The 22,745-nt window shown below is 69.7% G+C and carries 26 protein-coding genes and 1 pseudogene; 18 read left to right on the top strand and 9 right to left on the bottom strand.

Features of this window, described 5'->3' with window-relative positions:
* Window positions 1–121: 121 nt before the first annotated feature.
* The 5 genes from AB0F56_RS25495 to AB0F56_RS25515 all read right to left on the bottom strand — a co-directional run bounded on the left by AB0F56_RS25495 (window position 122) and on the right by AB0F56_RS25515 (window position 3,040).
* Window positions 122–724 carry a phage tail protein gene (locus AB0F56_RS25495; protein ID WP_362013621.1) on the bottom strand — a complete coding sequence of 201 codons (603 nt, stop codon included), beginning with the start codon at window positions 722–724 and terminating at the stop codon, window positions 122–124.
* A 125-nt stretch (window positions 725–849) separates the two neighbouring features.
* Entirely contained in the window at window positions 850–1,257 is a 408-nt protein-coding gene (locus AB0F56_RS25500; RefSeq protein ID WP_362013623.1) for a hypothetical protein, read from the bottom strand.
* Window positions 1,258–1,696: 439 nt separating this feature from the next.
* Entirely contained in the window at window positions 1,697–1,894 is a 198-nt protein-coding gene (locus AB0F56_RS25505) for a hypothetical protein (RefSeq protein ID WP_362013884.1), read from the bottom strand.
* 11 nt (window positions 1,895–1,905) lie between these two features.
* Window positions 1,906–2,769 carry a hypothetical protein gene (locus AB0F56_RS25510; RefSeq protein WP_362013624.1) on the bottom strand — a complete coding sequence of 288 codons (864 nt, stop codon included), beginning with the start codon at window positions 2,767–2,769 and terminating at the stop codon, window positions 1,906–1,908.
* Complete coding sequence (locus AB0F56_RS25515; protein WP_362013626.1) at window positions 2,762–3,040, bottom strand: WhiB family transcriptional regulator; 279 nt, start codon at window positions 3,038–3,040, stop codon at window positions 2,762–2,764. The genes AB0F56_RS25510 and AB0F56_RS25515 overlap by 8 nt, the downstream gene beginning before the upstream one ends.
* Window positions 3,041–3,291: 251 nt before the next feature.
* Here AB0F56_RS25515 and AB0F56_RS25520 point away from each other — a divergent pair, with 251 nt between their 5' ends.
* From AB0F56_RS25520 to tuf, 5 genes are all read left to right on the top strand, one after another.
* Window positions 3,292–3,741: a helix-turn-helix transcriptional regulator gene (locus AB0F56_RS25520; protein ID WP_362013627.1), complete on the top strand. Its 450-nt coding sequence runs from the start codon at window positions 3,292–3,294 to the stop codon at window positions 3,739–3,741.
* A gap of 360 nt (window positions 3,742–4,101) precedes the next feature.
* On the top strand, window positions 4,102–4,473 hold the full coding sequence (gene rpsL, locus AB0F56_RS25525; RefSeq protein ID WP_003948652.1) for a 30S ribosomal protein S12: 372 nt from the start codon (window positions 4,102–4,104) through the stop codon (window positions 4,471–4,473).
* Window positions 4,474–4,475: 2 nt separating this feature from the next.
* Window positions 4,476–4,946 (top strand): 30S ribosomal protein S7, encoded by a 471-nt coding sequence (gene rpsG, locus AB0F56_RS25530; RefSeq protein ID WP_003966970.1) that lies wholly within the window; start codon window positions 4,476–4,478, stop codon window positions 4,944–4,946.
* A gap of 39 nt (window positions 4,947–4,985) precedes the next feature.
* Window positions 4,986–7,115, top strand: coding sequence for an elongation factor G (gene fusA / locus AB0F56_RS25535; protein WP_362013629.1), 2,130 nt, complete (start codon window positions 4,986–4,988; stop codon window positions 7,113–7,115).
* Window positions 7,116–7,266: 151 nt separating this feature from the next.
* Window positions 7,267–8,460: an elongation factor Tu gene (gene tuf / locus AB0F56_RS25540; protein WP_362013630.1), complete on the top strand. Its 1,194-nt coding sequence runs from the start codon at window positions 7,267–7,269 to the stop codon at window positions 8,458–8,460.
* Between the two features lie 169 nt (window positions 8,461–8,629).
* On the opposite strand, the gene AB0F56_RS25545 is transcribed toward tuf, so the two are convergent.
* A complete protein-coding gene (locus tag AB0F56_RS25545; RefSeq protein ID WP_362013631.1) occupies window positions 8,630–10,699 on the bottom strand; it encodes a PIG-L family deacetylase in 2,070 nt (689 codons plus the stop codon).
* Window positions 10,700–10,963: 264 nt separating this feature from the next.
* Here AB0F56_RS25545 and AB0F56_RS25550 point away from each other — a divergent pair, with 264 nt between their 5' ends.
* Window positions 10,964–12,079, top strand: a complete 1,116-nt coding sequence (locus tag AB0F56_RS25550) for a hypothetical protein (RefSeq protein WP_362013632.1) — start codon at window positions 10,964–10,966, stop codon at window positions 12,077–12,079.
* A 25-nt stretch (window positions 12,080–12,104) separates the two neighbouring features.
* Here the strand turns inward: AB0F56_RS25550 and AB0F56_RS25555 are convergent.
* Window positions 12,105–12,908 (bottom strand): annotated as a pseudogene (locus AB0F56_RS25555) (RNA repair domain-containing protein); the annotation flags it as partial.
* A gap of 85 nt (window positions 12,909–12,993) precedes the next feature.
* Here AB0F56_RS25555 and AB0F56_RS25560 point away from each other — a divergent pair.
* A complete protein-coding gene (locus AB0F56_RS25560; protein ID WP_362013634.1) occupies window positions 12,994–13,536 on the top strand; it encodes a hypothetical protein in 543 nt (180 codons plus the stop codon).
* Window positions 13,537–14,308: 772 nt separating this feature from the next.
* Here the strand turns inward: AB0F56_RS25560 and AB0F56_RS25565 are convergent.
* Window positions 14,309–15,286: a helix-turn-helix domain-containing protein gene (locus AB0F56_RS25565; RefSeq protein WP_362013636.1), complete on the bottom strand. Its 978-nt coding sequence runs from the start codon at window positions 15,284–15,286 to the stop codon at window positions 14,309–14,311.
* A gap of 246 nt (window positions 15,287–15,532) precedes the next feature.
* Complete coding sequence (locus AB0F56_RS25570) at window positions 15,533–15,952, bottom strand: ATP-binding protein (protein ID WP_362013637.1); 420 nt, start codon at window positions 15,950–15,952, stop codon at window positions 15,533–15,535.
* Window positions 15,953–16,091: 139 nt separating this feature from the next.
* Between AB0F56_RS25570 and AB0F56_RS25575 the strand changes: the two genes are divergently transcribed.
* The 11 genes from AB0F56_RS25575 to rpsC all read left to right on the top strand — a co-directional run bounded on the left by AB0F56_RS25575 (window position 16,092) and on the right by rpsC (window position 22,743).
* Entirely contained in the window at window positions 16,092–16,958 is an 867-nt protein-coding gene (locus AB0F56_RS25575; RefSeq protein ID WP_362013639.1) for a helix-turn-helix transcriptional regulator, read from the top strand.
* Complete coding sequence (locus tag AB0F56_RS25580) at window positions 16,955–17,146, top strand: DUF397 domain-containing protein (RefSeq protein WP_362013640.1); 192 nt, start codon at window positions 16,955–16,957, stop codon at window positions 17,144–17,146. Before AB0F56_RS25575 ends, AB0F56_RS25580 begins: the two co-directional genes overlap by 4 nt.
* Before the next feature lie 50 nt (window positions 17,147–17,196).
* Window positions 17,197–17,916, top strand: a complete 720-nt coding sequence (locus tag AB0F56_RS25585; RefSeq protein ID WP_362013642.1) for a YoaK family protein — start codon at window positions 17,197–17,199, stop codon at window positions 17,914–17,916.
* A gap of 489 nt (window positions 17,917–18,405) precedes the next feature.
* Window positions 18,406–18,714 (top strand): 30S ribosomal protein S10, encoded by a 309-nt coding sequence (gene rpsJ / locus AB0F56_RS25590; RefSeq protein WP_003948644.1) that lies wholly within the window; start codon window positions 18,406–18,408, stop codon window positions 18,712–18,714.
* A gap of 13 nt (window positions 18,715–18,727) precedes the next feature.
* Complete coding sequence (gene rplC, locus AB0F56_RS25595) at window positions 18,728–19,372, top strand: 50S ribosomal protein L3 (RefSeq protein ID WP_361965481.1); 645 nt, start codon at window positions 18,728–18,730, stop codon at window positions 19,370–19,372.
* Between the two features lie 4 nt (window positions 19,373–19,376).
* Window positions 19,377–20,027, top strand: coding sequence for a 50S ribosomal protein L4 (rplD, locus tag AB0F56_RS25600; RefSeq protein WP_362013643.1), 651 nt, complete (start codon window positions 19,377–19,379; stop codon window positions 20,025–20,027).
* Window positions 20,027–20,350, top strand: a complete 324-nt coding sequence (gene rplW, locus AB0F56_RS25605) for a 50S ribosomal protein L23 (protein ID WP_352188385.1) — start codon at window positions 20,027–20,029, stop codon at window positions 20,348–20,350. Before rplD ends, rplW begins: the two co-directional genes overlap by 1 nt.
* A 39-nt stretch (window positions 20,351–20,389) precedes the next feature.
* Complete coding sequence (gene rplB / locus AB0F56_RS25610; protein WP_362013644.1) at window positions 20,390–21,226, top strand: 50S ribosomal protein L2; 837 nt, start codon at window positions 20,390–20,392, stop codon at window positions 21,224–21,226.
* A gap of 12 nt (window positions 21,227–21,238) precedes the next feature.
* Window positions 21,239–21,520, top strand: coding sequence for a 30S ribosomal protein S19 (gene rpsS / locus AB0F56_RS25615; RefSeq protein WP_015035577.1), 282 nt, complete (start codon window positions 21,239–21,241; stop codon window positions 21,518–21,520).
* A gap of 42 nt (window positions 21,521–21,562) precedes the next feature.
* The gene (gene rplV, locus AB0F56_RS25620) at window positions 21,563–21,910 is read left to right on the top strand and encodes a 50S ribosomal protein L22 (RefSeq protein WP_041662774.1); all 348 of its coding nucleotides are present in this window, start codon (window positions 21,563–21,565) and stop codon (window positions 21,908–21,910) included.
* Complete coding sequence (gene rpsC, locus AB0F56_RS25625; protein ID WP_356886096.1) at window positions 21,910–22,743, top strand: 30S ribosomal protein S3; 834 nt, start codon at window positions 21,910–21,912, stop codon at window positions 22,741–22,743. Before rplV ends, rpsC begins: the two co-directional genes overlap by 1 nt.
* Window positions 22,744–22,745 lie beyond the last annotated feature (2 nt).

Below are 22,745 nucleotides of genomic sequence, written 5' to 3' on the forward strand. Positions count from 1 at the left end.
TGGGGGGGGTTGGGGGGGGGGGGGGGGGTTTTGGGGGGGGGGGGGGGGGTGTTTGGGGGGGGGGGGGGGGGGGGGGGGGGGGGGGGGGGGGCCCCCCCCCCCCCCCCCAGGGGGAGAAGGATCAGACGGTCGCGGAGTACTGGCTGTCCTTCATGAGGAAGGTCGCCAGCGGCTTGCCGTCGCCCTTCGACATGGCGGAGAAGGTGATGCCCAGCTGCGAGGCCGCCTTGCGGGCCAGCTTGATGTCGTCGGACGCGGTGACCTGGCCGCGCGGGATGATGAAGCGGTACGTGACCGCGGTCGAGCCGCCGGCCTTGACGTCGGTGAACTCCAGGCCGAGAGCGCGCACGTCCGCGAACGGACGCTCGGCGACCTCGTACTTGTAGGTGTCGGTCGCCGGGGCGCCCACGGCCTCGACCTTGCCGCCGCCCATGAAGAACGGGAGCGTGTTCTCGTTGAACTGGAGCATGGAGAACTTCAGCGAGAGGTCACGGGCCGAGTAGATGTAGTGCACCGGGGAGACCGACTGCCACGAGTCGATGGCCTCCAGCTTGTCCTTCTTCGAGAAGGTGACGCCGTCACCGGTGGTGAAGCCGAGGTCCGTCCAGGACGCCCAGTCGGTGGCGGAGTCGGCGCCGAAGGCCGGGATGTCGGTACCGGCGTTGGCGACGTAGAGCTTGCCGATGCCTGCGACGCGGATCTCGGCGGAGTTGTTTCCTGCCATGGTGGATTTCTCCTTGGGTTGAGGAAGGGGTGGCGGCGCCGCCCCGGGTGTTGGCCCGGGTACGGCAAAGGCCCCGCCGGACGGCGAGGCCTGGTCTGTGGGGTGAGCGTCGGTCGGGGAGGGCCTTAGAAGACGCTCACGGAGAGCTGGATCACGCAGAGGTAGCGGTTGGCGCCCCGGTAGACGTAGTCGGGCAGCCAGCGCGGCCCGTCCTGCTCCTCGACGTCGCTGACGAAGTTGACGCCGATCTTCTTGCCGATGGTGGCGAGCAGCGCGCGCCGGGCGCCGTTGGCGAGCACGTGGGCCGCGTTCTTGGTCGGCCCGTACACCTCGAACTCGATCAGCGGCTTGTCGACGTGCAGATCGCCGATCCAGGCGCCGCCGCGGCGGTTGACCAGGACGGCGCTCTGCGTGCCGTCGAATCCGGCAGGCGCCTGTACGGCGATCACGGCGCCGGCCAGGGCGGGGTCGGCCTTGAGGACGTCGACGACCAGCTTCTCGACGTCCGGGAACGCACTCGGGGGAGTGGTCATGACGGTTCTCCTCGGTGGAAGGGGAGGCGGGACGGGGTGGTGCGGGGCGATGCGGGTGGTACGGGGGCCGTCCGGGGCGCTCGACGCGGGCGAGGGGGAGGGGGCGCGGAGCGCTCCCGGACGGCGAACGGCGGAGCCGCCGCCCGTTGCTCGGGCACAGCTCCGCCGCTGCACCAACCGTGACAGAGAGCGTGCGCGCACGCAACTAATTCGTCGACGGGCTGGGATTCTCCTGGCCGGGCGGGCCCGATCGGGCCGCGGTACGGGGGCGACTACCTCCGCAGCCAGCCCTTCTTGGGCGGATCGAGGAGAGCCGGCTCCCGCTCCATCACCAGCTCGGCATTCGCCACCGGTTCCGGACCGTCGGTCTGCGCACGACGAAGCGCCCCGTGTCTCTCCAGGAGACACGGGGCGCTTCGTCGTGCGGGGGTCGCGGGGGCTACGCGGTACGAGGGCGGCGGCGGGCGGTTCGTTCCGCCGCGAAGACGTCCTCCAGGCGGAACAGTTGGGCCCGGCCCGCCTTGCCGGCCGCTCGCAGATGGCCGAGCTGGACCCACTTGCGGATCGTCGCCGGGGCGACGCCGGCCTCTTCGGCGGCCAGGGGGCCGGGGATCAGGGCCGGCAGGGACAGCGGCATCGAGGTCGAGCTCAGCAAGGGGTCTCCTTCGTCGTGTCCATCGCCGTCTCGATCTCCTCCGTACGGGCGCCCGCCGCGTCCGCCAGCTCGGCCCACTCCGCCTCCGGCCACAGGTGCCGGTACGCCGGGTCGTCCTGGCAGCCGCAGTCGTCCACCGTGCACGTACAGGCCGGGTTGACGCACAGCACCGCCCGCCGGTCCGGGAACGCCCGCAGCGACACCGAGTCGCACCACGGGCAGCGGCCCGAGACCCGGACGACCGTCTCCGTGTCGCCGAGCGTCCGCGCGCACCGCCGCGCCATCCGGCGCAGCTCGTCGCGCACGTGCCGGGCCAGGTCGGGGTGGACCGCGATCTCGTCGAGCAGGGCCATGGTCCGCCGCAGCCGCTCCACGACCGGGGCGCGGCCGGGACGGGGGAGGCCGAGCCGGGCGCGTACCGCCTCCTCCAGCTCCACCACGCCGTCCGTGATGTCCCGGATCGCGTCGCTGACGTGCAGCCGGATCGGCGCGGCGCCGTGGCCCGGGACCACGAGCCCGTGCCGCTGTTCGAGCAGCAGCGCCTCGCGGCGCTCCTCGCGGATCAGTTCGTCGCGGCCGGGGTGCGGCGCGGCGGGCGCTGCGCCGGTGGGCGAGCGGCGGCCGGGCGCGAGCTCCTCGGAGAGCTCGGGGAACTGCCGGACGAGGGAGGCGGTCCACAGGGCGATGTCGGTGAGGATCCGCTCGACGGCGGCCTCGGCGGGGATGCGTTCGGGGGTCGGCTCGGCGAGGACCCCTTCGGCAGTCCGCTCCGCGAGGCTCCGTTCGGCGGCCGGCCCGGCGAGGGCCCGTTCGGCCGTCGGCTCCGCGGCCATCCGCTCCCCGGTCGGCTCAGCCACGGACGCCCCCCGCGGTCGCCGCGCCCAGGGCCTTCGCCGTACGTGCCTCCGGCACCGCGCGGCCGTTGCGCCACAGGCGGCCCGCGCAGACGCCGTCGAAGTAGCTCTCCGCGGGGGCCACGGCGGCCTCGCACTCGCGGCGGACCAGGCAGGCGGCGCAGGCGCGCAGGGCGGGGGCGGCCTGTTGGGGGCGGCGGGCGAAGACGACGGCCGGGGAGAGGCCGACGCACGCGGCGGCGGCCTGCCATGAGGACGAGTCGGGCAGGAGCATGGTTCTTCTCTCCACGGTCCGGGGCCACCGAGCCCTGGGGCCGGTGCGACTCCTGGGACTCATGAGGCCGACGAGTGCGACGGCGAGTCAGAGAGTGACATGTTGCGTGCGGGCGCGCAACAAATTTGGGGAGCGGCGTGAAGCGCCCTTCACTGATTCGACACGATTGCGTGCTCAAAAGCACGTAATTCTTTGCGCGCAAGCACGCTAGAGTGTGGTCCCCGGAGGGTGGGGGAGTTAGGGAGCGGTACATGAGCACTCAAGGGCTCGACGAGTTCGCAGGCTGGGTGGAAGGCCTGATGAGAGCGCGCGGCTACGACATCGACAGTCCGCGCGGTGGAGGAAAGTCCCGGATCGCCGACGAGGCCGGCGTCCACCGGGCCGCCGTGACCCGGCTGCTCCAGCGGCAGAGCATGCCCGACCTGGAGACCATGCGCAGGATCGCCCCCCTCCTCGGGGTCTCCGTACGCGACATGCTGATCCGGTCCGGCCGGGTCACGCCCGACGAGCTGCCGCTCGCGGCGGATCTGCTGCCGCCGGGCGACTGGCAGCCCACCATGGAGGACTTCGCCCGCTGGCTCGGCGTACCCGACGAGCGGATGGGTGTGTTCGTCAAGGTCGTCAACCAGTTCCTGGAACCCGGCGAGGAGGAGGGCGAGCCACGCTCCCCCGGCGAGCCCCGCCGGGCCGGCCGGGACTGACCCCCACCCCCGCCCCGGCGCGCGGCCGGAGCCCGTACCCACGACGCGGGTACGGGCTCTCCGTCACCGCCGGCTCACCGGCCGTCCCGGGATTCGTTCTCCCACGTCGGCCGGGCCCCGTGCGCGTGGGCATTTGTTTTGACCGGAGTCCATGCGATAGGTACGCTCAGACCTTGTGCCTGGGGTGTGCCTGGGCTCGTGTGCGTGTCCTCAACCGCATGGCGAGTTCGACAACGGCCACCGCAATCTGCGCCTTTTCCGCTTCCGGCGGAGGTCCGCAGTATTCGACACACCCGACCGCGTGGGTCGGTGGCGTGTTTCAGGTTAGTTTTACGACGGCACACAGAAACCGGAGAAGTAGTGCCTACGATCCAGCAGCTGGTCCGGAAGGGCCGGCAGGACAAGGTCGAGAAGAACAAGACGCCCGCACTCGAGGGTTCCCCTCAGCGTCGCGGCGTCTGCACGCGTGTCTTCACCACCACCCCGAAGAAGCCGAACTCGGCCCTCCGTAAGGTCGCGCGTGTGCGTCTGACCTCGGGCATCGAGGTCACGGCCTACATCCCGGGTGAGGGCCACAACCTGCAGGAGCACTCCATCGTGCTCGTGCGTGGTGGCCGTGTGAAGGACCTGCCGGGTGTTCGTTACAAGATCATCCGCGGTTCCCTCGACACGCAGGGCGTCAAGAACCGTAAGCAGGCTCGCAGCCGCTACGGCGCCAAGAAGGAGAAGTAAGAATGCCTCGTAAGGGCCCCGCCCCGAAGCGCCCGGTCATCATCGACCCGGTCTACAGCTCTCCTCTTGTCACCTCGCTGATCAACAAGATCCTGCTGGACGGCAAGCGTTCCACCGCCGAGCGCATCGTCTACGGTGCCATGGAAGGCCTCCGCGAGAAGACCGGCAACGACCCGGTCATCACGCTGAAGCGCGCCCTCGAGAACGTCAAGCCGTCCCTCGAGGTCAAGTCCCGCCGTGTCGGTGGCGCCACCTACCAGGTGCCGATCGAGGTCAAGCCCGGTCGCGCCTCCACCCTGGCTCTGCGCTGGCTCGTGGGTTACTCCCGCGCCCGCCGCGAGAAGACCATGACCGAGCGCCTCATGAACGAGCTCCTCGACGCCTCCAACGGCCTCGGTGCTTCGGTCAAGAAGCGCGAGGACACGCACAAGATGGCCGAGTCCAACAAGGCCTTCGCGCACTACCGCTGGTAGTCGCAACCCACATCGAGACCGAGAGAAGACTGAGCCGATATGGCTACCACTTCGCTTGACCTTGCCAAGGTGCGCAACATCGGCATCATGGCTCACATCGACGCGGGCAAGACGACCACCACCGAGCGGATCCTGTTCTACACCGGTGTTTCTTACAAGATCGGTGAAGTCCACGACGGCGCTGCCACGATGGACTGGATGGAGCAGGAGCAGGAGCGCGGCATCACGATCACGTCCGCCGCGACGACCTGCCACTGGCCGCTCGAGGACGTCGACCACACCATCAACATCATCGACACCCCGGGCCACGTCGACTTCACCGTCGAGGTGGAGCGTTCGCTCCGCGTGCTCGACGGTGCCGTGACGGTGTTCGACGGCGTCGCCGGTGTCGAGCCCCAGTCCGAGACTGTCTGGCGTCAGGCGGACCGCTACGGCGTTCCGCGTATCTGCTTCGTCAACAAGCTCGACCGTACGGGTGCCGAGTTCCACCGCTGCGTCGACATGATCGTGGACCGCCTCGGCGCCGTCCCGATCGTCATGCAGCTCCCCATCGGTTCCGAGATGGACTTCCAGGGTGTTGTGGACCTCGTCCGCATGAAGGCTCTGGTCTGGTCCGCCGAGGCGACCAAGGGCGAGATGTACGACATCGTCGACATCCCGGCCACGCACACCGAGGCCGCTGAAGAGTGGCGCGGCAAGCTGGTCGAGACCGTCGCCGAGAACGACGAAGAGATCATGGAGCTCTTCCTCGAGGGCCAGGAGCCCACCGAGGAGCAGCTGTACGCCGCGATCCGTCGTATCACCATTGCCTCCGGCAAGGGTGGCGGCGAGAAGACGATCACCCCCGTCTTCTGTGGCACCGCGTTCAAGAACAAGGGCGTTCAGCCCCTGCTCGACGCGGTCGTGCGCTACCTCCCCTCCCCCCTGGACGTCGAGGCCATCGAGGGCCACGACGTCAAGGACGCGGAGCTGGTCGTCAAGCGCAAGCCGTCCGACGACGAGCCGCTGTCGGCCCTCGCGTTCAAGATCGCGAGCGACCCGCACCTCGGCAAGCTCACCTTCGTCCGGATCTACTCCGGTCGCCTGGAGGCCGGCACCGCGGTGCTGAACTCCGTCAAGGGCAAGAAGGAGCGCATCGGCAAGATCTACCGCATGCACGCGAACAAGCGTGAGGAGATCGACTCGGTGGGCGCCGGCGACATCGTCGCCGTCATGGGCCTGAAGCAGACCACCACCGGTGAGACGCTGTGCGACGACAAGAACCCGGTCATCCTGGAGTCCATGGACTTCCCGGCGCCGGTCATTCAGGTCGCGATCGAGCCCAAGTCCAAGGGTGACCAGGAGAAGCTGGGTGTCGCCATCCAGCGTCTCGCGGAGGAGGACCCCTCCTTCCAGGTCCACTCGGACGAGGAGACCGGCCAGACCATCATCGGTGGTATGGGCGAGCTTCACCTCGACATCCTCGTCGACCGTATGCGTCGCGAGTTCAAGGTCGAGGCGAACGTCGGCAAGCCGCAGGTCGCGTACCGCGAGACGATCCGCAAGGCCGTCGAGCGCGTGGACTTCACCCACAAGAAGCAGACCGGTGGTACCGGTCAGTTCGCCAAGGTGCAGATCGCGATCGAGCCCATCGAGGGCGGCGACGCCTCGTACGAGTTCGTGAACAAGGTCACCGGTGGCCGCATCCCGAAGGAGTACATCCCTTCGGTCGACGCCGGTGCGCAGGAGGCCATGCAGTTCGGCATCCTGGCCGGCTACGAGATGACTGGCGTCCGCGTCATCCTTCTCGACGGTGCCTACCACGAGGTCGACTCCTCCGAGCTCGCGTTCAAGATCGCCGGCTCGCAGGCCTTCAAGGAGGCCGCGCGCAAGGCTTCCCCCGTCATCCTTGAGCCGATGATGGCCGTTGAGGTCGTCACGCCCGAGGACTACATGGGTGAGGTCATCGGCGACATCAACTCCCGCCGTGGCCAGATCCAGGCCATGGAGGAGCGCAGCGGCGCTCGCGTCGTGAAGGGCCTCGTGCCCCTTTCGGAGATGTTCGGCTACGTCGGAGACCTCCGCAGCAAGACCTCGGGTCGCGCAAGCTACTCGATGCAGTTCGACTCCTACGCCGAGGTTCCGCGGAACGTCGCCGAGGAGATCATCGCGAAGGCCAAGGGCGAGTAACTCACCCGAGTGCACGCTTTAGGCTTGACACCACTCACCGGGGTTCCGACCCCGAAACCCGAGGAATCGGGCCCCGGTGCGTGGCATCCCAGCAAAGATCACCTGGCGCCGATGAAGCAAGGCGTACAGAACCACTCCACAGGAGGACCCAGTGGCGAAGGCGAAGTTCGAGCGGACTAAGCCGCACGTCAACATCGGCACCATCGGTCACATCGACCACGGTAAGACGACCCTCACGGCCGCCATTACCAAGGTGCTGCACGACGCGTTTCCGGACCTGAACGAGGCCTCGGCCTTCGACCAGATCGACAAGGCTCCCGAGGAGCGCCAGCGCGGTATCACGATCTCGATCGCGCACGTCGAGTACCAGACCGAGTCGCGTCACTACGCGCACGTCGACTGCCCCGGTCACGCGGACTACATCAAGAACATGATCACGGGTGCCGCGCAGATGGACGGCGCCATCCTCGTGGTCGCCGCCACCGACGGCCCGATGCCGCAGACCAAGGAGCACGTGCTCCTGGCCCGCCAGGTCGGCGTTCCGTACATCGTCGTCGCCCTGAACAAGGCCGACATGGTGGACGACGAGGAGATCCTGGAGCTCGTCGAGCTCGAGGTCCGTGAGCTCCTCTCCGAGTACGACTTCCCGGGCGACGACCTGCCGGTCGTCAAGGTCTCGGCGCTCAAGGCGCTCGAGGGCGACGCGGAGTGGGGCCAGTCGGTCCTCAACCTGATGGCCGCCGTCGACGAGGCGATCCCGCAGCCCGAGCGTGACGTCGACAAGCCGTTCCTGATGCCGATCGAGGACGTCTTCACGATCACCGGTCGTGGCACCGTCGTCACCGGTCGTATCGAGCGTGGTGTCCTCAAGGTCAACGAGACCGTCGACATCGTCGGCATCAAGACCGAGAAGACCACCACCACGGTCACCGGCATCGAGATGTTCCGCAAGCTGCTCGACGAGGGCCAGGCCGGTGAGAACGTCGGTCTGCTCCTCCGTGGCATCAAGCGCGAGGACGTCGAGCGCGGCCAGGTCATCATCAAGCCGGGTTCGGTCACGCCGCACACCCAGTTCGAGGCCCAGGCCTACATCCTGTCGAAGGACGAGGGTGGCCGTCACACCCCGTTCTTCAACAACTACCGCCCGCAGTTCTACTTCCGTACCACGGACGTGACCGGCGTCGTGACCCTCCCCGAGGGCACCGAGATGGTCATGCCGGGCGACAACACCGCCATGTCGGTCGAGCTGATCCAGCCCGTCGCCATGGAGGAGGGCCTGAAGTTCGCCATCCGTGAGGGTGGCCGGACCGTGGGCGCCGGCCAGGTCACCTCGATCACCAAGTAATTGCTGATCGTTTGACCTGTGCCGCTCCTGACGGAGCGTCATGAGAGGGCCCCCGGCCCGCCGTTCGCGGCGGGACCGGGGGCCCTCTTCTTTGTTCTGTGCGGTTTTCGTTCTGTAGGGGCCGTGCTCCGTACGGGGTCTTCCCGTACGGAGCACAGCCCGAACGGGTCTACGAGTGCGAGGTCGCCCCCGAGCGCTGCGCCGGGCGCCACACCCACGGGTGGGCGTCCGCGCCCAGGCCGACGGCGACCGGGCCCTCCGGCGGCAGCCGCAGGACCGAGCTCTGGACGGCCGCCGCTCCCTGCGTACGGGTCCAGAGCCGGCCGCCCCGCCGCAGCTGGACGCGGCCGCGCAGGTCCCGGCCGAGCAGGACGGTGCCGGAGGCGTCGGCCGCCGCGGCCACGGGACCGTACCCGTCGAAGGACACGTTCCCGTGACGCTGCGACAGCAGCTCCTTGGCGGCGGGCTTGCGGTAGTACACGTCGAGCCCGGTGCGGCCCCGGCCCGGTACGGCGGCGACCGGGTCGCCCGCGAGGGGCAGCGGGGCGGCCGGCACGGAGTCGATCCAGTGCTGGACGGTCTTGCTGCCCGCGGCCAGCACGTGGACGCGTCCGTCGGCGTCGACCACGACGTCCAGACCGTCCTGGATCTCTTCGGTGACGGGCAGCGCGCGCCACGGGGACCAGCTGCCGTCGGTGGACCGTACGCGCGTCGACACGCCCTTGTCCGCGTTGCGCAGGAAGAGGTGGACCCGGCCGTCGGGGGTGGTCACCGCGACCGGCACGCCCACGCGGCGGCCCCGGTCGTCCTTGCGCTCCGGGTTGCCCAGACCGCGCCAGGCGAGGAACGGGCCGTCGGGGGAGCGCTGCTCCAGGAGGACGACCTCCCTCTTGTTGGGCCCGCCGCGCCCGGTGAGCGAGGCGATCCGTACGCCGAAGAGCAGGACCCGGCCGTCGGGCAGGGTCGCCGAGCCGAGCGCGGGCACGAGCGGACCGCCGCCCAGGTCCGTCGGCTCGCCCCACACCCCGGTGCCGCGCTCCGTCTCCCGCCAGCGGACCGCGCGAAGGCCGAGCACCCCGTAGGCGTCGAGCCGCCCGTCGGGCCGGGTGACGACGGCCGGGCCCGCGCCGGGCCAGCGGTAGTGGGTGGCCCGTACCCAGCCCTTGGTGTTCTTCAGGGGGCGGCCGCCGCCGACGCCGTAGTCGCCGCAGCCCGAGGCGTTGCCGCACTCCCAGTCGGGATTGCCGCCGTACGCGAAGAGGTGGCCGGCCTTCTCCTTGAGGACCTGCGGGGGGAGGTTCTTGGGCCAGTGCCGGTTGTAGTAGCCGCGGAAGGCGGTCGCGACGAACGCGGGTATCTGTCCCGGGCCCTTCTGGCCCTCGGCGACCCAGCGTATGAGCGCGGCCCAGGTGAAACAGGCGACCGCGGTGTGGTCGCTGTGGTCGGAGTAACCGGGCTGCTCGGCGTCGCGCTTGCGGACCGCCTCGGGGCTGACCTGGACGTCCGGGTCGGGGTCGAGGGTCTGGACGACGGTCGGGCGGTAGCGGTCGAGGAGGCCGACGAGGACGTCGATCAGCTGGTCGTGGTCGTAGCTGTCGGAGCGGTCGACGGGGGAGTCCGCGGAGAGGTGCGTACGCAGTTCGAGCGCGCGGTCGCGCCAGAGGGAGGTGAGCGCCAGGTAGCGCCGGGGCGCGTGCTCGGGCAGGTTGAGGAAGATCAGCTCGACCCGCCGGCCGCCGTGGACCAGCGTGTTGATCTCGGCACGCCGCCCGCCTTGAAGGGTGGTGACGCCCTTCTGCCAGGGCGTGAACATGTCGAGCCCCAAAGCCTTCGCGTACGCCTGGCGCAGGCCCTGGTGGCGCGAGGACGAGTAGGCGGCCCGGTTGGGCGGGGCGGGCGGCATGCCCTTGATCCGGTTCTCGCCGAGGTGCTCGCCGGCGGTGACGTAGACGGAGACCAGCGGGACACCGGCGTCGACCATGCGCTGGGTGTCCGGGTTCATGAAGTACAGGTCGTCGTCCGGGTGCGCGGCGAACTGCATGAGCTGCTCGCGCCGGGTGCTGGCGATCGGCACCCCGGGCGCCGGATCGGCGACGGGCTGGGCCCGTCGGGGCGGCTCGGGCACGGAACACCCGGAGAGAACCGTCGAACCGAAGGCGGTGGCACCGAGGGCGGCACCTGCCGCGAGAATCCCGCGCCGACGGAGGAGACCCTTCTTGAGCAGCCCGAAACCGTCCACTGTTGCTTTCCCCCCGTACCACGCGCACGTGCCCTGGAATCCGCGGGAGGCCTGCTCCAGGCCCGCTGCCGCGACTGGCTAGACGGGAATTCGAACGGGGAGGTTGCCCGGGAATTCGCTCATGTGCCCGGAGGGTGAAGAAGGTTGGGGGTGGGGTGAACGGCCAGGTCACAGGAAGATCAACAGTTCTGCCCCGCGCGCGTCGGGCGACGGGTGCCGTGAAACTCTCCGGTCCGTAGGTGTGTTGAGGGGTGGGGGAGCAGCATGAGCGAGAAGGATCCGTCGGTCTCGGACGAGGAGTGGGCGGCGTTCGTCGAGGCGGCGAAGAAGGACGGGGTGGGGGTCGGGGGCGGGGGCGGTACGGGTCGGGGCTCCCGTTCGGCACCCGCGCGGGAGCCCGAGGGCTGGCGCAGTGGCCCGGCCTGGCAGGAGGAGACCGGACGCGGCAGGCGGAAGCGCCAGGTGAAGGGGGTCCTGGGCTTCGCCGCAGCCGCCGCCGTGCTGCTCGTAGCCCTCCGCCCGCAGCTCGTCACCGACCATCTGCCCGAGGCGCTCGGGGGCCCGGGGGAGACCACGCCGCTTGCGGCCGAGAGCGCCCGCCCCACGGCGGCGCCGTCCGAGGAGGCGTTCGCGGAAGACCCCACGCTGCGCGAGCCGTTCCGCGGCTCCCCGGCGCTGCGGTGGAGCGACGGGGCCGCCGGGATCGAGACGCCGCAGGCCACGGCCGTCGGCTGGATGTCGAAGAACGAGGTCGGGGCCGCGCTGAAGTCGGCGAAGGACTTCCTCGTCGCCGCCAACCTCGACCCCACCGTGGTCAACGGAGGCAGGCCGACGGCCGCGCTGGCGCTGCTCGACCCGCACCAGCCCGATGTCCTCCCCGCCATGGAGAAGGGCCTGACCAAAGCCACCGAGAAGAACGACCCCACACTTCTCTTCAGCCGGTTCAGCCCGGCCGAGGCGAAGCTCGTCGGGTCCGTGGTGAAGGTCCGGGGGCGGATGACCCTGGAGAACGGCAAGGGCGCGTACGCCAACTACGTCCTGATCCACACGGACTACACCTTCGTCTACCCGGTGGTGAAGGTGCGGCCGGGCGCCGACGAGGTCGCGCGGACGGTCGCGCGCCGCCAGATCACCTTCGCGCTGCCCGACCCGGACGTGTACCGGGCGACCAAGGGCAAGCTGTCGGTGAGCCGGATGAACTCGAGCGTCGGCAACGACGCGTGCGACGGGCCGAAGGACGGGTTCTTCCACCCGATCTTCGCCGAGGACCGCACGGCGTCACCGGGCACGGACCCCTCGGGCCCGGCCACCGACCCGTACGACCGCAGCAAGGACCTCGCGGACCTCCCGCAGGAGTGCGGACGGCTCACGCGGAGCTGAGCTGGGGGGCTTCGGCGGCCGAGGTCACCTCTCCACTCCCGAGCGCGACGGTCGCCCGGACCAGCATCGGACCGTCCTCGCGGCGGGACAGCAGCACGACGTCCCTGACCCGGGCGGTCGCGCTGCCGAGGAGGGCCTCGGCGGTGGTGGCGAGGGTGTGCGGGTCGCGGCTGCGGCCGAGGGAGAGGTGCGGGGTGAAGCCCCTGCCCCGGTCTCCGCACAGTGGGAACCGGGCCTCCAGGCCCTCCCGCAGCCGGGCCCACGGCTCCTCGCCGTCCGCGCAGGGATCGAGCCATACGGTGGCGTCCTCACGGTGCCCGAACCAGTGCACGCCCTCCAGCCGGGCCCGGAACGGCGGCACCTGCCGTGCCGCCGCCGCGACGAGCGGGACCGCCCGCTCGAAGTCGGCCTCCGGTACGAAGCCGAAGAGGACGTTCACGTGCGGCGGCCAGCGGTGGACCTGGCGGTCGTGCGCGCGGCGGACATGCTGGATGGCGGGCCACAGCCGGCGGGGCGGGATCCACGCGACGGCGGTCCTGGCGGTCGGCGGCACGGCGAGCACCTCCCCGGGCGGCACGGGCCCCTCGACCCGGGCCGGCAACACGGCATCGAGCCGGTCGACCCCGGTGGCCCGGTCCCAGACGACCCGCCCGTCGACCTCGAAGAACACCACCCGATGCCAGGGCACGTCCCCACCGGGCACGAAGTCGGGAAGCGCGACGCGCGCCGGCTGGTCGGTCCCACGCTCGTGGATCCCCATCACGAACCGCTCGGGATCGAACCGGTCGTCCCACAGGACCCGGTGGTAGATCTCGTCACTCGTATGCACGCTGGGCGACTGCCCGCGGGGGGTGGGGGTTACTCGGACGGGGGCGGGGGCGGGGGCGGGGGCTTGGGGTGGGGCGGGGCTTGGGGTGGACGCACACGGGGGCTTCTGGTTCGGCCGCCCTCGTTCTGAGTTCTTCGCGTCCGGCGACGGAAAGGCATGGCTGGACGCTCAGTTCGAGCAGGTCGGATGGGAGCTTGAGGAGCTGCTCGACCGCGCCGCGTACTTCGCCCCCGACGCGAAGCGCGTTCTGGTCGGCTACCCCAGGCTCGTACCCGCAGACACGAACAAGTGCCTGGCCCCGGCACCCGGCCAGACCGAGCTGCCGCTCGCCGACATCCCGCAGGACGCCCTGCCGGTCCTGGACCAGATCCAGAAGCGGCTGAACGACGTCACCAAGAAGGCAGCCACTGACGCGGACGGTGGCGCCGACTTCGTCGACCTCTACACCCACACGGGCAGCAACACGGCCTGCGACGCTGCCGACCGTGGCATCGCCGGCCTGCTGGAGAACTCCCAGATCGGCGGAGACGGCCAGTGGCTCCCCTGGTACGCGCACCCCAATGAGAAGGGCCGCGACATCCAGGCCCAGCACGTGGCCGACAAGGCCGAGGAGATCCTCAACCGGTAGCAGGTACCCGCCCACGGACTCGTAGCCCCAGGTCACCGGCCTGGGGTTACGCCGTGCGGCCCCCCAAACCCACCCGGAATGATCAGCCGGGCATGAAGCCCAGCCGCCCGCCCGACGCCAGCCGCTGAGCCGGTGCCGTCACCGCGCCAGCGCCTCAAGCGCGTCCGCTTGGCCCCGAAGTCGCCCCCGCGTAGCCGACACCCCCGGCAATTGCCGCCGTCCGTGCGCGGCTATGCGGAGTTCGCTGCACTTAGGGCCCCACAGTGGCTCCCGCAGGGAACTGGGACCCACCGGGAGCAATCAGCGGGGCATGAAGCCCAGCCGCACGCCCGACGTCAGTCGCTGAGCCGGTGCCGTCGCCGCCCCACTCCACTGTCGCGCACCCAGAGCCGACCGGCACCAGCTTCCCTGCCTCGGCTGCGAACCGAGCCCCCACCCACCGGGGCGAGGCACCCGCTCGACCGGAGCGATACCCGGCCCCCCACCCACCGGACGCAAGGGGCCCACCCCGCCCGACCAATCCCCAAGCCCCCACCCACCGGGCCGCAGGCGGCCTCGCGGCCGGAGCGATTCCCGCCGTTCCCCGTGGCCACGCCCCCGGGCCGCCCTCCGAGAGTGTTTTCGCGCCTGGAGGCGTCGGGTCAAGGGTGGCCGTAGGCCATCGCGGAGCGACGCGACCGGAGGGAGCGCCCTTGACGCGGCGGTGGAAGGTGCGACTCTCGGAGAGAGGGCGGCCCCACCAGAAGCTCGCGAGGGCCAGGGCCTCGACTGCTCAGGCGCCCCGCGCTTCGAAGGCCGGTCGGCACTCGCGGCAGTGGCCTGGCTCCGGGGCTCTGAAGGCGCGGTCGCAGGTGTCGCAGTTCTGGAGCGGGTCGGCGGCCTGCGCTGCGGCCGGGAGCGGGGGTGGCAGTAGGACGGTGAGGCGGTGGGCCAGGAGGCCGGCCGGGTGGGCCAGGTTGTCGGGGAGGTTCGCGGCGAGCGTGCGGACGATGGCCTTGGGGTGGGCGCCGCGCTCCAGCCAGGTGGCTACGGCGGGAGTCAGGCGGTGGATGTCCCGTTCAGCGAGGAGGAGCCGGGGCTCGTGGACCCGCAGGCCGGCGAGGACGTCGGCGGCGGGTCGGTGGGCGTGCGCGAGTGGAGCGGGTGGAGCAGCAGGCGGAGTGGGCGGAGCTGGGGCTACGGCTACGGCTACGGGGCCGGGCGCGGGGCTGGGCGCGGGTTCCGGGCGATGCTCCGTCCAGGCCGGAGGCTCCGGCGGCGGGGGAGGCTGGAGGTCCGGGGGAGGGGCCGTGTCCCGGTGAGGCTGGAGGTCCGGGGGAGGCTCCGTGTCCCGGGGAGGCTCGGAATCCGGGGGAGGCTCCTGTTCTGGGGGCAACTCGTGGCCCCGGGGCGTCTCCCGCTCGCGGGCCGGTTCAGCCCCTGGTCGGTTGTACGAGATCGTGCGGGGCGCGAGGCGTCCGTTCGGCAGGCGTTCGTTGAAGCGCTTCAGGTAGCCGTGGTCCTCCAGCTCGTGCATGGCGCCCGCGATCCGTAGCTCGCTCTCGGGGAACCAGGCGGCCAGGGCCTTGATGCCGACCGAGGCGCCGGTGGGCAGCGACTGGAGGTGGACGGCCAGCCCGATGGCGAGCAGCGAGAGCTCGCGGTGCTGGGCGAGGTGGTTGCCGACGACCGTGTACCGGGTCGTATGCCGGACGTTGACGTGAATGAGCCCGGAGGCGCGCCGGGGCGCGCTAGGCTGCGAGGAAGCCATCAGGAAGCTCGAATCTTCCGTGTTGGTCAGGCCCTCGATCGGGATCGCTAGTCCCGGCCGGGGGCCGACGTCTGTCTGGGGTTGTGTGGCGAGAGCATATGCCAGGCAACCGGCCCCAAATCCAGCCCAGTTGGCGCAGATCACCCGTGTGAGTGACGGCGAGTCACGGCGACCGGCTGGGGAGGCTGGAGGGGTTGGGAGGGGTATTTCTGCTCTTGGTTCTTTATCTCTTGTAAGCGTCGTGCGTCACCGCATCGCGGCCGCTCGCGACGCGGTGACGATCTCCGCCCAGACCGTCTTCCGAGGAACGGGCCCCGAGCTGACACCCCACCCGTCCGCGAGCGCCTCGACGAGCACCAGCCCGCACCCGGGTCCTGCGACGGGCAGGCGGTCACAACGGGTGTCCGCCACCTCGATGCGGAGAACGGTCTCCGTGGCGCGAAGCGCCAGGCAGAAGTCTCTGCCGGGTACGCGGCCGTGCGTCACGGCGTTCGCCGCCAACTCGGCGACGACGTGAGCGGCGGCCTCCGCCACCGCCTCCAGCTCCCAGGTGCGCAGCTGCTCGACGGCGAGGAGCCGTGCGAGCCGGGCACCCCGAGGAGTAGCGGAGAGCTGGATTCCGAACTGGCGTACAGGTGCCAAGAGTTGGGTTCGTTCTGGATTCATGTCACTCAGCGTGGCGGCGCGTGCGTACGCTGCCCATCGAACAAGCCCTTACGTACCGTGACTGTCCCGAGACTGTCCGGCCCTGTCCCGGCTGTCCTGGGTGGGCCCCGGGGTAGGGGCGGCCGAGGAGGTGGCGCGCATGAGCGTGGACAGTGTGGATGGCGTGGGGACGGAAGAGCCGGGCTGGGAGATTGACCCGGACGACGAGTCGGGCGTCGCGGTCGTGGCGACGGTGGGGCGCCAGATCAGGATGTGGCGGGAGGCGAAGGGCCTTCGGGCGGCGGAGTTCGGTGAGCGGGTCGGCTACGGCGAGGACATGATCCGCAAGATCGAGCGCGGTGCCCGGATCCCCCGCCCGGAGTTCCTGGACAAGGTGGACCAGGTCCTGGGGGCGGGTGGGCTGATCTCGGCCATGAAGAAGGACGTGGTGGAGGTCCGGTACCCGAAGAAAGTGCGGGATCTGCAGCGGCTGGAGGCGCGAGCGGTCGAGTTCGGGCTCTACGAGAGCAACAGCATCCATGGACTGTTGCAGACACCGGAGCATGCGCAGGCGCTCTTCGAAGCCGGACAGCCGGCGTACTCCCAGGACGACATCGAACGCATGCTTGCCGCGCGGATGGCCCGGCGTTCGGTCTTCGAGCGGTCACCGGCGCCCGCGCTCAGTTTCGTGCTTGAAGAGGCCCCGCTGCGCCGTCCCGTTGGAGGCACAATGGTGTGGCGACAGCAGCTCGAACGTCTGCTGGAGGTGGGGCGGTTGCGCAGCGTTTCGCTCCAGGTGATGCCGACGCACAGTGAGGCTCACCCCGGGTTGGACGGTCGGATCGAGGTGCTGAAGTTCGGGGACGGCACGGCCGTGGGCCGATCCGACGGAGCGTTCGGCGGCCGCCCGGTCTCCGAACCGAAACAGCTGCGCATCCTTGAACTGCGGTACGGCACCATCCGGGCGCAGGCTCTCACCCCGAGGGAGTCGCTGGCCTTCATCGAGCAATTGCTGGGAGAAAGATGATCCACAAGCCCGAGCTCGCGTGGTTCAAGAGCAGCTACAGCAGCGGCACCGATGGTGAGTCCTGCGTCGAAGTCGCCACCACCCCCGCCACCATCCACGTCCGCGACTCCAAGGTCACCGAAGGCCCCCGTCTCGCCTTCACCCCCCACGCCTGGGCCGGGTTCCTCTCGTACGCCGGTCGGCGCTGATCCCGCCCCGTTGCCGGGCGGGACGATCACCCGCGCCTTAGTGTCCGGGTATGAAGCCCAGGGCCGGGGGCGTGCTCACCTCGATCATGGTTGTGCTCACGATGACGACCGGGATGATTGAGGCCGTCAGCTTTCTCGCGCTCGGGCCGGTCTTCACCGCCATGCAGACCGGGAACCTGCTGCTGCTCGCGTTCGCGCTCACCGGGGCCGCCGGGCTCTCGCCGGCCGCTGCCGGGGTGTCCTGTGCCGGGTTCGTGGTCGGGGCGGTCCTCGGGTCGTTGCTGGAGTCGAGTGTGGACGCGCGTGAGCGGCGGTGGTTCGCTCCCGCGTTGCTCGCCGAGGGGGTGCTGCTGGGGGGTGGGGCGCTCGTCGCCTGGCACGGCGGGGTCGACGGGCCGCCGGCCGGGCCCGTGAACGGGCACCATTTCGGGGTGATCGCGCTGGTCGCCGCCGCCATGGGGGTTCGTAACATCACCACCCTGCGGGTGCGGGTACCTGACGTGCCCACGACGCTGTCCACCCGTGCCCTGACCGCCTTCGTCGGCGGTCTGCCGCACGTCGCCGACCCGCGCATCGGTGCGGGGGCCCGGCACGAGGGGCGGCGGTTCGCCTCGATCGGCGCCATGTTCGCGGGGGGTCTGGTCGGTGGCTGGCTGCTGCACGAGGGGGTGCGCCCGGCCGTGGTGCTGGGGGTTCCGTGTGGGCTGGTGCTGCTGCTCGGATTCGCGTCCTGGGCGGTGCCCGCGCGGCGTACGACCGAGCCCGGATGACCCCCGCGTGAGTGGGCGGCGGCGCGGCCCGACCGCACCCGAACGGCACGGCACAGACCCCTGAGCAGCATCGACCCGCCCCACTCGGAGGGTCGGCGTTTGACTTGCGTCACGTGCGGGGTATTCTCTCGGGCTCGATTGGCCAGGCCCGCATCCCGTATGGCAGACTGTCGGGGTTGCTCGGTTGAGTGCCGATGCTGCGCGCCTCCCGTCGGGAGGACCGGAAGCGAGTCCCACAGTACTCGTCGACCCCTCGGGTCGGACGTACGGGAATCTTCCGGGAAGCGTCAGCGGGGTACCGGCCAGGCGCTCGGGTGGTGTTCTGCCCCCCGGCTTCGCGGTTCTGGGAACCGCACCCCCTTGGTTGGGAGATCCCTAGGGATTTCTGCGTAGAGGGAGTGCGACACGCCCGACCGCGTGGGTCGGAGGCGGAGTCAAGAGATCCCCCGAGTACCAGAGCGTTACTAGACAAAGGACTACTGAGTAGCCATGGCGGGACAGAAGATCCGCATCCGGCTCAAGGCCTACGACCACGAGGTCATCGACTCCTCGGCGAAGAAGATCGTCGAGACGGTGACTCGCACTGGTGCGTCGGTCGCGGGCCCGGTGCCGCTGCCCACTGAGAAGAACGTGTACTGCGTCATCAAGTCGCCGCACAAGTACAAGGACTCGCGCGAGCACTTCGAGATGCGCACGCACAAGCGCCTCATCGACATCCTCGACCCCACGCCGAAGACGGTTGACTCGCTCATGCGCCTCGACCTGCCGGCGGGCGTCGACATCGAGATCAAGCTCTGAGGTGACGCGCGAGATGGCTAAGAACATCAAGGGCATCCTGGGCGAGAAGCTCGGCATGACGCAGGTCTGGGACGAGAACAACCGGGTCGTCCCGGTGACCGTCGTCAAGGCCGGTCCGAATGTCGTGACCCAGGTGCGTACGAACGACATCGACGGCTACGAGTCGGTCCAGATCGCCTTCGGCGAGATCGACCCGCGCAAGGTGAACAAGCCCCTCAAGGGCCACTTCGCCAAGGCCGACGTCACCCCGCGCCGCCACCTGGTGGAGCTCCGCACCGCTGACGCCTCCGAGTACACGCTCGGCCAGGAGATCACCGCCGAGGTCTTCGAGGCCGGCGTGAAGGTCGACGTCACCGGTAAGAGCAAGGGCAAGGGCTTCGCCGGTGTCATGAAGCGCCACAACTTCCGTGGTGGCAAGGCCTCGCACGGTGCCCACCGCGTGCACCGCAAGCCCGGTTCGATCGGTGGCTGCGCCACCCCGGGCCGTGTCTTCAAGGGCATGCGCATGGCCGGCCGCATGGGTAACGAGCGCGTGACCACCCAGAACCTGACCGTTCACGCCGTTGACGCGGAGAAGGGCCTGCTCCTGATCAAGGGCGCGGTTCCTGGTCCGAACGGCGGCCTCGTCCTGGTCCGCACCGCGGCCAAGGGGGCCTGAGGATATGAGCACCATTGACATTCTGTCGCCCTCCGGCGACAAGACCGGGACCGTCGAGCTCCCGGCCGAGATCTTCGAGGCCAAGATCAGCATCCCGCTGATCCACCAGGTCGTCGTCGCGCAGCTGGCCGCCGCCCGTCAGGGCACGCACAAGGTCAAGTCGCGTGGCGAGGTCCGCGGTGGTGGCAAGAAGCCGTACCGCCAGAAGGGCACCGGCCGCGCCCGTCAGGGTTCGACCCGCGCCCCGCAGTTCGCCGGTGGTGGCGTCGTGCACGGTCCCGTGCCGCGTGACTACTCGCAGCGCACCCCCAAGAAGATGAAGGCCGCCGCCCTCCGCGGTGCCCTCTCCGACCGGGCGAACCACTCCCGCATCCACGTCGTCTCCGGCGTGGTCGAGGGTGACATCTCCACCAAGGCCGCCAAGACGCTGTTCGGCAAGATCTCGGAGCGCAAGAACCTGCTCCTGGTCGTCGAGCGCTCCGACGAGGCCGCGTGGCTGTCCGCCCGCAACCTGCCCCAGGTGCACATCCTGGAGCCGGGCCAGCTGAACACGTACGACGTGATGCGATCCGACGACGTGGTCTTCACCCAGGCCGCCCTCGAGTCCTTCGTGTCTGGCCCCAAGGCCGCTGACAACGAAGGGAGCGAGGCCTGATGTCCGAGGCCACGATCACCAGCAAGACCTTCACGGACCCGCGTGACATCCTCGTCAAGCCGGTTGTTTCCGAGAAGAGCTACGCGCTGCTCGACGAGAACAAGTACACGTTCATCGTTGCGCCCGGCGCCAACAAGACCCAGATCAAGCAGGCCGTCGAGGCGGTCTTCTCGGTCAAGGTCACCGGGGTCAACACGATCAACCGTCAGGGCAAGCGCAAGCGCACCCGCACCGGTTTCGGCAAGCGCGCCAACACCAAGCGCGCCATCGTGACCCTTGCCGAGGGCAACCGTATCGACATCTTCGGCGGCCCGACCGCCTGACGGCGGTCGAGTCGTCCGGAATCGGACGAGGACTGAGAAATGGGAATCCGCAAGTACAAGCCGACTACGCCGGGCCGTCGTGGCTCCTCCGTAGCCGACTTCGTCGAGATCACGCGGTCCACGCCGGAGAAGTCGCTGGTCCGCCCGCTGCACAGCAAGGGCGGCCGTAACAACGCCGGTCGTGTGACCGTTCGCCACCAGGGTGGTGGACACAAGCGCGCCTACCGCGTGATCGACTTCCGTCGTCACGACAAGGACGGCGTGCCGGCCAAGGTCGCGCACATCGAGTACGACCCCAACCGCACCGCGCGCATCGCGCTGCTGCACTACGCCGACGGCGAGAAGCGCTACATCATCGCGCCGCGCGGTCTGCAGCAGGGTGACCGGATTGAGAACGGCCCTGGCGCCGACATCAAGCCGGGCAACAACCTCGCGCTCCGCAACATCCCGGTCGGTACCACGATCCACGCGATCGAGCTCCGTCCCGGTGGTGGCGCCAAGTTCGCCCGTTCCGCGGGTGCCTCGGTGCAGCTGCTCGCGAAGGAGGGCACGATGGCCCACCTTCGTATGCCTTCCGGTGAGATCCGCCTGGTCGACGCGCGCTGCCGCGCGACCGTCGGTGAGGTCGGCAACGCCGAGCAGTCGAACATCAACTGGGGCAAGGCCGGCCGTATGCGGTGGAAGGGCGTTCGCCCGACCGTCCGTGGTGTCGCGATGAACCCGGTTGACCACCCGCACGGTGGTGGTGAGGGCAAGACCAGCGGTGGTCGTCACCCTGTGTCCCCGTGGGGCAAGAAGGAAATGCGTACTCGCGACCGTAACAAGGCCAGCGACAAGTACATCGTCCGCCGCCGCAAGACGAACAAGAAGCGCTAGGAGCGGGTTTAGATGCCGCGCAGTCTCAAGAAGGGACCCTTCGTTGACGGCCACCTCGTAAAGAAGGTGGACGCTCAGAACGAAGCCGGTACCAAGAACGTCATCAAGACCTGGTCCCGTCGCTCGATGATCATCCCGGCCATGCTCGGCCACACGATCGCGGTGCACAACGGCAAGACCCACATTCCGGTGTTTGTCACCGAGTCGATGGTCGGCCACAAGCTCGGCGAGTTCTCGCCGACGCGCACCTTCCGGGGTCACGTCAAGGACGACCGGAAGTCGAAGCGCCGCTAGTAGCGGGGTGGAATGACCATGACAGACACTGGAAGGACAACCATGGAAGCCAGGGCCCAGGCGCGGTACATCCGCGTTACGCCCATGAAGGCCCGCCGCGTGGTGGACCTTATCCGTGGCATGGATGCCACGGAGGCTCAGGCGGTCCTGCGTTTCGCCCCGCAGGCCGCGAGCGTGCCGGTCGGCAAGGTGCTTGACAGCGCCATCGCCAACGCCGCGCACAACTACGACCACAGTGACGCCTCTTCGCTGTACATCAGCGAGGCGTTCGTGGATGAGGGCCCGACCCTGAAGCGGTTCCGTCCGCGTGCTCAGGGCCGTGCCTACCGGATCCGTAAGCGGACCAGCCACATCACCGTGGTCGTCAGCAGCAAGGAAGGAACCCGGTAATGGGCCAGAAGGTTAACCCGCATGGGTTCCGGCTCGGCATCACCACGGACTTCAAGTCCCGTTGGTACGCCGACAAGCTGTACAAGGACTACGTCAAGGAAGACGTCGCCATCCGTCGGATGATGACGTCCGGCATGGAGCGCGCCGGCATCTCGAAGGTTGAGATCGAGCGCACCCGTGACCGCGTGCGGGTGGACATCCACACCGCGCGTCCCGGCATCGTCATCGGCCGCCGTGGCGCCGAGGCCGACCGCATCCGCGGCGACCTCGAGAAGCTCACGGGCAAGCAGGTCCAGCTGAACATCCTCGAGGTCAAGAACCCCGAGATGGACGCTCAGCTGGTTGCTCAGGCCGTTGCCGAGCAGCTCTCCTCCCGCGTCTCCTTCCGTCGCGCCATGCGTAAGAGCATGCAGGGCACGATGAAGGCCGGCGCCAAGGGCATCAAGATCCAGTGCGGCGGTCGCCTCGGCGGCGCCGAGATGTCCCGCTCGGAGTTCTACCGCGAGGGCCGCGTGCCCCTGCACACCCTCCGTGCGAACGTCGACTACGGCTTCTTCGAGGCCAAGACGACCTTCGGCCGCATCGGCGTGAAGGTCTGGATCTACAAGGGCGACGTCAAGAACATCGCCGAGGTCCGCGCCGAGAACGCCGCTGCCCGCGCCGGCAACCGTCCGGCCCGCGGTGGCGCTGAGCGCCCCGCCGGCCGTGGTGGCCGTGGTGGCGAGCGTGGCGGTCGCGGCCGCAAGCCGCAGCAGTCGGCTCCCGCCGCCGAGGCCCCCAAGGCCGAGGCTGCCGCCGCTGCTCCGGCTGAGAGCACCGGAACGGAGGCCTGACC

Origin of the sequence: Streptomyces sp. NPDC026092, assembly GCF_040638605.1 — a bacterium.
Taxonomy (GTDB): Bacteria; Actinomycetota; Actinomycetes; order Streptomycetales; family Streptomycetaceae; genus Streptomyces.

Coding starts and splice junctions, on each gene's coding strand:
- AB0F56_RS25495 (WP_362013621.1), bottom strand. CDS start 724: ATGGCAGGAAACAACTCCGCCGAGATCCGCGTCGCAGGCATCGGCAAG.
- AB0F56_RS25500 (WP_362013623.1), bottom strand. CDS start 1,257: ATGACCACTCCCCCGAGTGCGTTCCCGGACGTCGAGAAGCTGGTCGTC.
- AB0F56_RS25505 (WP_362013884.1), bottom strand. CDS start 1,894: ATGCCGCTGTCCCTGCCGGCCCTGATCCCCGGCCCCCTGGCCGCCGAA.
- AB0F56_RS25515 (WP_362013626.1), bottom strand. CDS start 3,040: ATGCTCCTGCCCGACTCGTCCTCATGGCAGGCCGCCGCCGCGTGCGTC.
- AB0F56_RS25520 (WP_362013627.1), top strand. CDS start 3,292: ATGAGCACTCAAGGGCTCGACGAGTTCGCAGGCTGGGTGGAAGGCCTG.
- rpsG (WP_003966970.1), top strand. CDS start 4,476: ATGCCTCGTAAGGGCCCCGCCCCGAAGCGCCCGGTCATCATCGACCCG.
- fusA (WP_362013629.1), top strand. CDS start 4,986: ATGGCTACCACTTCGCTTGACCTTGCCAAGGTGCGCAACATCGGCATC.
- AB0F56_RS25550 (WP_362013632.1), top strand. CDS start 10,964: ATGAGCGAGAAGGATCCGTCGGTCTCGGACGAGGAGTGGGCGGCGTTC.
- AB0F56_RS25565 (WP_362013636.1), bottom strand. CDS start 15,286: ATGGCTTCCTCGCAGCCTAGCGCGCCCCGGCGCGCCTCCGGGCTCATT.
- AB0F56_RS25570 (WP_362013637.1), bottom strand. CDS start 15,952: ATGAATCCAGAACGAACCCAACTCTTGGCACCTGTACGCCAGTTCGGA.
- AB0F56_RS25575 (WP_362013639.1), top strand. CDS start 16,092: ATGAGCGTGGACAGTGTGGATGGCGTGGGGACGGAAGAGCCGGGCTGG.
- AB0F56_RS25580 (WP_362013640.1), top strand. CDS start 16,955: ATGATCCACAAGCCCGAGCTCGCGTGGTTCAAGAGCAGCTACAGCAGC.
- AB0F56_RS25585 (WP_362013642.1), top strand. CDS start 17,197: ATGAAGCCCAGGGCCGGGGGCGTGCTCACCTCGATCATGGTTGTGCTC.
- rpsJ (WP_003948644.1), top strand. CDS start 18,406: ATGGCGGGACAGAAGATCCGCATCCGGCTCAAGGCCTACGACCACGAG.
- rplC (WP_361965481.1), top strand. CDS start 18,728: ATGGCTAAGAACATCAAGGGCATCCTGGGCGAGAAGCTCGGCATGACG.
- rplD (WP_362013643.1), top strand. CDS start 19,377: ATGAGCACCATTGACATTCTGTCGCCCTCCGGCGACAAGACCGGGACC.
- rplW (WP_352188385.1), top strand. CDS start 20,027: ATGTCCGAGGCCACGATCACCAGCAAGACCTTCACGGACCCGCGTGAC.
- rplB (WP_362013644.1), top strand. CDS start 20,390: ATGGGAATCCGCAAGTACAAGCCGACTACGCCGGGCCGTCGTGGCTCC.
- rpsS (WP_015035577.1), top strand. CDS start 21,239: ATGCCGCGCAGTCTCAAGAAGGGACCCTTCGTTGACGGCCACCTCGTA.
- rplV (WP_041662774.1), top strand. CDS start 21,563: ATGGAAGCCAGGGCCCAGGCGCGGTACATCCGCGTTACGCCCATGAAG.
- rpsC (WP_356886096.1), top strand. CDS start 21,910: ATGGGCCAGAAGGTTAACCCGCATGGGTTCCGGCTCGGCATCACCACG.